General features: G+C 62.2%; 6 protein-coding genes and 4 pseudogenes. 3 read left to right on the top strand and 7 right to left on the bottom strand.

Going from position 1 to position 9,050, the window contains the following annotated elements:
* From X773_RS72700 to X773_RS72685, 4 genes and pseudogenes are all read right to left on the bottom strand, one after another.
* On the bottom strand, positions 1 to 605 hold a 605-nt coding region (locus X773_RS72700), incomplete at its 3' end, for a LysR family transcriptional regulator (protein WP_036239822.1).
* An 899-nt stretch (positions 606 to 1,504) separates the two neighbouring features.
* Positions 1,505 to 1,759: a GNAT family N-acetyltransferase gene (locus tag X773_RS78800; RefSeq protein WP_023680770.1), complete on the bottom strand. Its 255-nt coding sequence runs from the start codon at positions 1,757 to 1,759 to the stop codon at positions 1,505 to 1,507.
* A gap of 219 nt (positions 1,760 to 1,978) precedes the next feature.
* Positions 1,979 to 3,157: pseudogene (locus X773_RS72690) on the bottom strand (acetyl-CoA C-acyltransferase).
* Between the two features lie 24 nt (positions 3,158 to 3,181).
* Positions 3,182 to 3,664 carry a M20/M25/M40 family metallo-hydrolase gene (locus X773_RS72685; RefSeq protein ID WP_245274885.1) on the bottom strand — a complete coding sequence of 161 codons (483 nt, stop codon included), beginning with the start codon at positions 3,662 to 3,664 and terminating at the stop codon, positions 3,182 to 3,184.
* Between the two features lie 163 nt (positions 3,665 to 3,827).
* Between X773_RS72685 and X773_RS72680 the strand changes: the two genes are divergently transcribed.
* Positions 3,828 to 4,937: an IS110 family transposase gene (locus X773_RS72680; protein WP_023680765.1), complete on the top strand. Its 1,110-nt coding sequence runs from the start codon at positions 3,828 to 3,830 to the stop codon at positions 4,935 to 4,937.
* A gap of 298 nt (positions 4,938 to 5,235) precedes the next feature.
* Here the strand turns inward: X773_RS72680 and X773_RS72675 are convergent.
* The 3 genes and pseudogenes from X773_RS72675 to X773_RS77795 all read right to left on the bottom strand — a co-directional run.
* Positions 5,236 to 5,952, bottom strand: a pseudogene (locus X773_RS72675) (M20/M25/M40 family metallo-hydrolase); the annotation flags it as partial.
* On the bottom strand, positions 5,953 to 6,135 hold the full coding sequence (locus X773_RS72670; protein ID WP_245274886.1) for a hypothetical protein: 183 nt from the start codon (positions 6,133 to 6,135) through the stop codon (positions 5,953 to 5,955).
* A 171-nt stretch (positions 6,136 to 6,306) separates the two neighbouring features.
* Positions 6,307 to 6,800: pseudogene (locus X773_RS77795) on the bottom strand (lysine 2,3-aminomutase); the annotation flags it as partial.
* Positions 6,801 to 7,692: 892 nt separating this feature from the next.
* Here X773_RS77795 and X773_RS78795 point away from each other — a divergent pair.
* Positions 7,693 to 7,850: pseudogene (locus tag X773_RS78795) on the top strand (IS5/IS1182 family transposase); the annotation flags it as partial.
* A 520-nt stretch (positions 7,851 to 8,370) separates the two neighbouring features.
* Positions 8,371 to 9,050, top strand: a 680-nt coding sequence (locus X773_RS0140270; protein WP_023680758.1) for a GntR family transcriptional regulator, incomplete at its 3' end; no start/stop codon positions are given.

Genomic DNA, 9,050 nt, shown 5'->3' with positions numbered 1-9,050 from the left:
ACCGAACGCCTGACATTGTTGTTGCGCATCGGAACCGCCAGCGGAAACGCATGCAGGTCGGCGAGCGGTATCGAATCTTCGAAAGGCGGTTTACCCCGCGGCACCACCAGGCAAAGTTCTTCCCGTGCCAGCACCGTCATTCGCCCTACACTCTCGGCAGTCCGGTAAAGGACAGCCAGATTGAAGCGGCCAGCCGCCATCCACTCCTCCAGCGGTCCCGTCATGCCCTCGATCATCTTAAGCGAGATTCTCGGCAATTCGCTTCTTACCGATTCAAGCAGGGGACCGCTAAGGACGCGAGCGGCTCCGGACGGAATGCCAATGGTCACCTCTCCGGAAGGAGCAGCAACCGAGTTGGTCAGTTCCGCCTCAGTGATCTGAATTTCCTTCAGGATGTTCCGCGCGCGCCCAAGCAGCTTGTCTCCGGATACCGTGACGCTGACACCGGTCCTGTCGCGAACCAGAAGCTGGGTGCCGAATCCTTCCTCGAGTTGACGCACATGCAGGCTTAGAGCGCTTTGAGCAACGTTGAGGGTCGCAGCTGCCTTTGTGAAACTGCCGGCTTCAACGACGCCGACAAAGTATCTTAACTGCCTGATGTCCACGATGACCAATTCCAACCGGGGCATGACCCCGGTATTTTCCTACTGTCTTGAAACGAGGATGACAGGCAATCAACTAAATCATTGTCGGGCGATGGCTCAACCGGCGTCAAGAGAAGGTCGATTTCGAGGAGCACCGGCAACGGGGGCACCCAAGCTCCGGACGGACAAGCTCGATAGCAACAAAACCTAGATCCCATCTGGGCCGCTTGAACGCTTCCTGACCGAGGGACGCATCGAGTTCGACATACGGTCAAGCGGGTAATTGAAGAAAGAACCCTCTCCTTGCGGGCAGTCACAACGCAGCCGACCATTGCCACGCTCATTCAGACGGCAAAAAATGAACAAGGTCGAGCCGCACGGAGGTTGGCGCCAGCTCGGTAGGTTCCAGATCCTGTGCTCATCCTCTTACATCGCCACTCGGGCGGCGTCACATCATTGGATATAGCCAGAATGGCGCGTTCCTTTGGCACCGCCGTCAAAGCGCTCATGATCAGGTGCGAACGTTACCCCAAGTTTGTTCCACTCTCATCGGCGGGCAGGTCCTGCATCTGCGGTGCTTGCGCCATATCGGTCTCGCCAAAACGCATCTACAACACGTGCTGACGGCGGCTGCCATGAACCTCGTCCGCATTGTTGCTTGGATTGGTGGCACACCACTTGCGCAAACCCGTGAATCCGCTACCAAGCTCATGATGGCTCCCGCTTCAGGATGAGAAGTTCGACAGCAGTATCTTTTCCGAAACAAGTCCAAAAACTGGCATGACGTATCCGGGGGGGCACCTTGATAAATGGCAGAGGGCGCTATTGGTACAGCCTCGAGAGTGGCGTTTAGTTCCGCTGCGACAAAACTTCTCGAATGCCGGGCCATAAAGCCTGTAGCTCGTCTCATCGTTCGCCGGTTAGAATCCATGCCGAAGATAGAAGCGAGCACCCGCCTGGTTGCCATGATCGACGGTCAGGCGGAGATAGTGGTAACCGTCATTGCTAGCGGCCCGGGCGACGTGGCGCAGCAGCTTTTCACCAATCCGGGCGCTTCGGAATTCCTCGTGGACGAACAGGTCCTGGATGTACAGGCCCGGCTTGCCCATCCAAGAAGAAAACATCGGGAAGTAAGGGCAGATGGCGGCGATCTTGCCGTCGACCTCGGCCAGCATCCCGGTAAACTCGCGCCGAGGACCGAACCCGGCGGTTTCAATATCTTCCCTAGTGCTTTTCAAGCGCCGGGAACGCCGAGGGACTCAGCCAGCAACCGAAGCGCCAGCAGGATCTCTTCGCAATCCCCGCATTCGGCCACCCGGAATGATAATCACGACGTCATCATGATCCTTTCTGCTCCGGTCGCCAGGAGCGGCCACGAGAGAGGTCGATTTTGCTCAGGAAGCGACCTGAAGCAGCGCTGCGGCCCTCATGCCCCAGCCCACGCACATGCTCACGCCGGCGAAGCGCGCGCCACGCCGGCGTCCTTCCAGCAGCGCGTGGCCGACAAGGCGCGAACCGCTCATACCGTAGGGATGGCCAATCGAGATGGCGCCGCCATTGACGTTCAGCTTTTTCGGATCGAGTCCTAGCCGATCGCGGCAATAGACCAGTTGCGCGGCGAAGGCCTCGTTGATCTCGAAGAGGTCGATGTCGTCGAGCGAAAGGCCGTGGCGATCGAGCAGGGACGGAATGGCCAGCGCGGGTCCGATGCCCATTTCCTCAGGAGCGCAGCCGACGGTCAGCATGCCGCGGAATACACCAAGCGGGGTGAGGTTTCGCGAGCCGCCTCCGAGGCCGACATCAGGACGCAGGCCGAGACGCCGTCGGAAAGCTGGGAGGAATTGCCGGCGGTGACGGTCGAATCCTCGCCCATCACCGGCGCGAGCGCGGCCAAGCCTTGCAGGATCGTGCCAGGACGGTTGCATTCGTCGCGCGCCAGGGTGACGGACGCGATACTTTCCCCGCCGGTCTCCCAGTTCGTCAGACGCTGCTCGGTGTCGAACGGAATGACCTCCTCGGTGAAGCGTCCCGCTTCTTGCGCGGCGGCGGTGCGCTTCTGGCTGACCAGCGCATATTCATCCTGCGCCGCACGGGTGACGCGATATTTGCGCGCGACCAGATCGGCCGTGGCCAGCATGGGTCATGTAATAGCCCTTGCGCACACCGGCGATGCGGTAATGCGTTCCATTCCAATCGTCGTTCTGCACCAGCGAGATGCTGTCCATGCCGCCGGCCAGGGCGATATCGCACTCGCCGGAGCGGATCTGGTTGGCTGCCGTTGCGATCGCCGATAGGCCGGATACGCATTGCCGGTCGATGGTCGCGGCGGGCACGCCGTCGGGAAGGCCGGCGGCGAAGACGGTATGGCGGGCGACATTGATGCCGCTGGTGCCCTGAGTCAGGGCGCAGCCCAGCGTGAAATCCTGCACTTCTCCGCCCTCAAGGCCGGCACGAGCCAAGGCGGCGCGCACGGCATAGGCTGCCAGAACCGGCCCTTGCGTGGCATTGAAGGCGCCGCGATAGGCCTTGCCGATCGGGGTTCGGGCGGTGGAAACAATGACGGCGTCGCGCATGGGTTATGCTTCCTCCAGGCCGCATCAGTCGGCGATAAACAGGGCGGTCGATTGGGTCACGCGCCGGACCGAGTCTAGATCGACGCGCTCGTTGAACCCGTGGATCGCCTCGGCGCGCGGGCCATAGACGAGCGCTGGGGTGTCGGCGTAGAGGCCGAAGAAGCGGGCGTCCGTGGTGGCGGTGATCGCCTCGTATTTAACCGGCTTGCCGACGACAAGGCTGTGGGCGCGGTCGAGCGCGGCCAGCGCCGCGCGCGCCGCTGCACTCTTGTCATCCTTGAAGGAATAGCCCTCGGCGGCGAAGCCATTATAGACAACTTCGGGATGGTTCCTGGCGAGGAAGGGATGGTTGCGGGCCGCATCGAAGATGGTCTCTTCGATCCGTGGTGCACTTCGTCGAGGTTCTGGCCGGGGAATACCCCCATGCGCACATCGAAAACACACCAGGCGGGGACGGAACTGCCCAGTCGCCGCCCTCGATCTTGCCGATGTTGAGGTTGAGCGCATGGCTGTGGCCGGCATAGTCGTGATGGCGGCATTCCGGTGCATTCATCCGCCGCTCTAGACGTCATGTTCCGAGGCGGAGAACGGTGGCCCGCCCTTTCGTGCGATTAAAAGACGAGGGTTGCTCGGATGGGCCGAGCCGATCCTCACGCACGGAGAGCGAGCCATGGGAGAGTATAGCGAAGCATTTGTCGCGTTTGATGTAGCCAAGAAGAAGCACGCGGTTGCGATCGCGGAGGGCGGCCGCACCGGCGAGGTCCGGTTCGTCGGCGAGGTCGAGAATAGTCCGGCGGCGATAGAGCGGACGATCAAGAAGCTGGGAAGAAAGTATGATCGACTGCACGTCTGCTTCGAGGCTGGGCCGACGGGTTATGGGTTGTGCCGGCAGGTCAGCGATCTTGGTCACGACTGCATGGTGGTTGCGCCGGCCCTGATCCCGAAGCGGCCGGGCGAGCGCGTCAAGACCAACCGGCGGGACGCGGTCACGCTGGCGCGACTGCATCGGGCGGGCGAACTGATCGGGGTGTGGGTGCCGGACGTAGTCCACGAGGCTGTCCGCGATCTGGTCCGAGCCCGCGAAGCCGCAGCCGACGACCTGCGCCGCAAACGCCAGCAGCTGCTCTCATTCCTTCTGCGCCATGGGCGGATCTACCAGAACGGCGGTCATTGGACATTGGCGCACCGGCGCTGGCTTGCCCGACAGAACTTCGAGCATACCGCGCAGCAGATCGTGTTCCAGGAGAAGATCGACGCGATCGAGGACGCGGCTCAGCGACTACACCGCCTGGATGAGCAGTTGCGCGCCGTCGTGCCAACTTGGTCCATGGCGCGAGTCGTTGAGGCCTATCAGGCCATGCGCGGCGCCTCGTTCCTGGTCGCAGTGATATTTGCGGCCGAGATTGGGGATGTGCGTCGCTTCGATACGCCGCCGCAGTTGATGGCCTTTCTCGGCCTTGTCCCGAGGGAGCGCTCGACCGGTGACACGGTTCGCCGGTCGAGCCTTACGCTCGCCGGCAATCGACGCGCCCGCCGCGCCCTGGTCGAAGCGGCATGGACTTACCGCTATCCTGCCAGGGTCAGTGAGACCCTGAGGGTGCGGCTCGAGGGGCTGCCCAAGGCCGTCCGCGATATTGCCTGGAAGGGGCAGCTCCGGCTCTGCGCCCGCTATCGTCGCCTCAGCGCCGCCGGCAAGAAACCGCCGGTGGTCGTGGCTGCGATCGCACGCGAGATGGCCGCCTTCTTGTGGGCCATCGGCCGGGAGGTCGCGCCGTCATAGCCGGTCTCGACCCAACCCGCTGCACAGTGTTGGGGGTGGGGCCACGGTGGGGAACTCCCGTCGCTAGTTATGTGGCCAAGCCGATGCGCCCGACGCCCGCCCTCTAGACCGAGGACAGCCCCGAGACGAAGATACGGAAGGCCGGTACCCAACCCGCGGATGAGAGTCTGATCAACCGTCGTCTCTGAGCTCCACCCCCAGCCCTGTGCAGCTTCAGCCGGTCCGACTGCTTCGCAAACCTGCCAAGCAGGCGAGCCTTCTTGCCTTCAACCTTGACAGGGAACATGAGAGACTAGGCTAGCCGGTGCAGCGCCTCGAATAGGGGGGATGGCCGCCTCGATGGCGCCCGAACCGGCATAGGCGACATGGGTCGGCAGGCCGTTCAGGCGCACCTGAAACCAGATCACCCCGACCTGCGAGGACACGAGCTTTTCGGCAAACGGCTCGGGAATCAGTGCCGCATCGGCGTGGTAGCCGCGCTGCAAGCAGGCTAGCGCGCCATTGCCGGTGCATTCCTCCTCCACGACAGACTGAAAGAATACGGCGGCGGCAGGACGCAGGCCGAGATGCTTCAACGCCTCGATGGCGAAGAGGTTCGAGGCCAACCCGGCCTTCATGTCACCCGCGCCGCGGCCGTACATCCAATCGCCATCGATATGGGGGTCGAAGGGTGCGCGATCCCACATGTCCAGCGGGCCGATCGGCACCACGTCGATATGGCCGTTAAGGATCAGGCTGCGTCCGCTGCTGGCCCGGCTGCGTAGGCTGCCACCACGTTCACGGCGTTCTCATAATTGCCGATCACCGGCGAGAAGCCGGGCATGTTCGCGATCTCCCTCACATCGATTTGCCAGCGGTCGACCTCATAACCGAGACCAGACAACTCACTCTCCACGAAATCCTGTGCCGATTGCTCGGCCCCCCGTGTCGACGGATGGCGCACCAGTTCGGTCAGAAATTCCAGTTCACGGTCGAAGAGTGCATCGACCGCACGGAGGATGGCAGTCCTGTCCATCTAGAACCTCGGCAAATCCTGATCGGGGATACGGAAGGGGGCGCCGGTTGCCGCACGAAGCTCGGCGAGGCCGACGCCTTCGGCGATTTCGCGCAGATGCAGGCCTTCGGCGGTGATGTCGAAGACCGCCATATCGGTATAGATCCGGCTCACACGGCCTTTGGCGGTTAAGGGCAGGGACATTGTGGGAGGATCTTCGGGTTGCCCTTGCGATCCGTGTGCATCATGATGACGCCCACCCGCCGCGCCTTTTGCGCCAGTTCGATCGCGCCGCCCATGCCCGGCGAGAATTTGCCAGGGATCTTCCAGTTCGCCAGATCGCCGTTCGCCGCGACCTCGAAGGCCCCCAGCGCGCGGATGATTGGCATAGGGCTGTATAGGCCGTCTTGCCGCTCGCCTTCATGGCGGTAATTAAAGCCTCGTTGATCCGTTCCGGCTCGACCACGGGAACGCGGGTGTGAAAGCGGACGATCTTCACGTGATCGATGGCATCCAGCCGCTGCATGATTTCCCCGAGGCGGCGGGGTGAGAGCATGAGCGGTTCCCCACCGGTGAGGATCACCTCCCAGATTTCCGGGTGCTTGGCGATATAGGCAAACGCCTCGTCCATGGCCTCGGGCGAGAGGGTGCCGAGCCCCTGCGGACCGACCATTTCGCGGATTCTTCGGATCGTTCCGGTCGATCAGCGCGGCGATGGCGGGGCTGATCCCGATGGCATAGCGCTCGGCCACGGCGTCGATACTACTAGCAAGGTCTTCAGCCGTAACGAGGCCAGTTTCGACCAGCTCTGCAGGTGTGCGGAGGGGACGAGCGCTTGTCGGCTTAAGTTGATTGTGCTGCCCTGACATGTTGCTTTCCTTTTCTCCTCGTTTCAGCGATCGCGCTGTTACTCACGCCATGAATGCCGGTCGGCAGTTCCTGCCCGCGACGAGGGAGCTTCAAAGTCGTACCAACTGCGCAGAAAGAGCCTCAGAAGAAATGGTCGGCAGCGTATTCAATAGCTCCCATGAGAGTGCGGCAGGACGCCAGGACACCAGGACACACAGCACCGTGTCACAGACTCGACAAACCCGACAGTTGTTGGATGCCAAGCATTCTCCAAGAAATGGCGGACAGGTTCCTTCGCGGGAAAGCGGGGCTCACGCGCCATCCAACCGCGCCCCGCGCTGTCTGATGTCCAACGATGTCGGACAAGCGACATAGCAGCATGAGAGATATCGTATTGTTTTAAATGGTGTTCTCTTTTGGAACGGTAGATGCATGGTTATCCGCAAGCGCGTCGCGGACCGAGGAGAAATCATCTCATGACCACGCTCATCGAAAATGCTGTCACTGCCATGAGGATCGCGCTTTCCCGACCCGCGGAGCAGATGGGAAGGCTTGGCAATCTAATGGCAGGCTGACCAAAAATCGGAAGTCAGACACGTCTGAAAACTGGCTCGATTTACCGTCATGTCGCCGCATCGGACACCACGAAAGGCCAACACAAATGGCAACAAGAGCACTCATCCTGATTGAAGGCAATACACCGGGCAATAGTCTGCTCTACGTCCAAGCGGCCCGGCGTCTCGGTCTTCATCCAATGGCCCTGTCGGCTGATCCAGCTCAGTACGATTACATTGCGACGGAAGCCACTGAGGCGATCCGTGTCGATACGCCTTGTTGTACGGATGAGCGATTTAGCGGCCGAAGTGGCATGGCATAGGGGAACCGCATCCTCCTGAGGTCGTGATCTCCACTATGCCGTTCAAGACTAATGCCGCTCGCCGTCACTGCATCCCGAAGCAGCAATACCGGGTGGCGAATTGGGCGGAGTATCCTTGCGCCAGCGCGGAAGCCTCACCGTCTGGTTTTCTGACGAGGCGATTGCCGGCTGGCGGGCCGAGCCCCGCAGGACACAAGCGCTGACGTGATCATCCCGCCACGATCAACGGCGGTGCCGAGCGATACGGCGGAGACCGCGCCGACTCAGCGCGACCGGTATCTCCAAAAACAAAGCGCAGCATGGAGGCAGGGGCTGGCAGAAGCGGTCCGGGTACACGCCGTGCCCTGGTGGAGGCTGCCATCAGCCGGCCAAACGAGTGATTGGAAATGCGCTGCCTTCGCGGACCGACCGACGTCGTGCGACCGAGGTCGCTGTCGCCGTTCAGGCCTTACCGGATGCTCGAGTTCGGGCGCCCGAAGTCCGTCCGCATCGCTTAAGCAAAGGCACCGAATGGGCTCTGTGTGCTCACCAGCCGATCCATGCAACACGGTCGTGACGAGCCAGACGGCGCGACTGAGTTCCAGCAAGACAAAGATCGCAGCCGAACCGGGCGGGCATAGAACATATGGGCAAGAGCGAAGCGAGCACCGAAACCACGGCCGCGGGCGCGCTGGAGGAGGAAGCTTATCGGCTGATCCGCAGCGCGCTGATCAATGGCGATTTCACGCCGGACAGCAAGCTTTCCATTCGNGGAGGAAGCTTATCGGCTGATCCGCAGCGCGCTGATCAATGGCGATTTCACGCCGGACAGCAAGCTTTCCATTCGGGGCGTCTGCGCGGCATTATCGCTGAGCCCGATGCCGGTGCGCGCAGCCCTACGCCGCCTGGTCAACGAGCGAGCGCTGGATGCCAAGCCATCGGGAACGGCCGTGGTGCCGCGCATGACCCGGCGCGAGTTTTCCGAACTGACGGCGATGTGCCTGCAATTGGAGCCGCTGGCGCTGACGCTTGCCGCGCCGCATCTGAAGCCCGCACAGTTCGAGCGGCTTGACGCCTTCGTGGCGCAGCATGAAGCCGCCCGGCTCGCCAGCGATCCGACAGGCGTGCGGCAAGCCGATACCGGCTTCCTGTTCGAGCTCTACCGCTCCTCCGGTTCGGCCCTGCTGCTCAGCTTCATCGAGAGCCTGTGGCTTCGCCGCAGCCCGATGTTCTGGGAGGCGCGCTGGGCGCTGCTGGGAAGCTCGCTCGGCCGGGCGCCGCACAGGCACAAGGAAATCATGGACGCCCTGCGCCAGGGCCAGCCCGATCTAGCGCGCGACTTCCTCGTCGAGGAGATCCGCAACGCGGGCGAATTCTTGCTTGAGGCGATGAGGTTCCGCGAGGCGACGGACTG

The sequence above is a fragment of the Mesorhizobium sp. LSJC280B00 genome, assembly GCF_000502835.1.
In the GTDB taxonomy this organism is placed as follows: Bacteria; Pseudomonadota; Alphaproteobacteria; order Rhizobiales; family Rhizobiaceae; genus Mesorhizobium.
The sequence above is the reverse complement of the archived record's forward strand: the minus strand, read 5'-3'. Positions and strand labels throughout refer to the sequence as shown.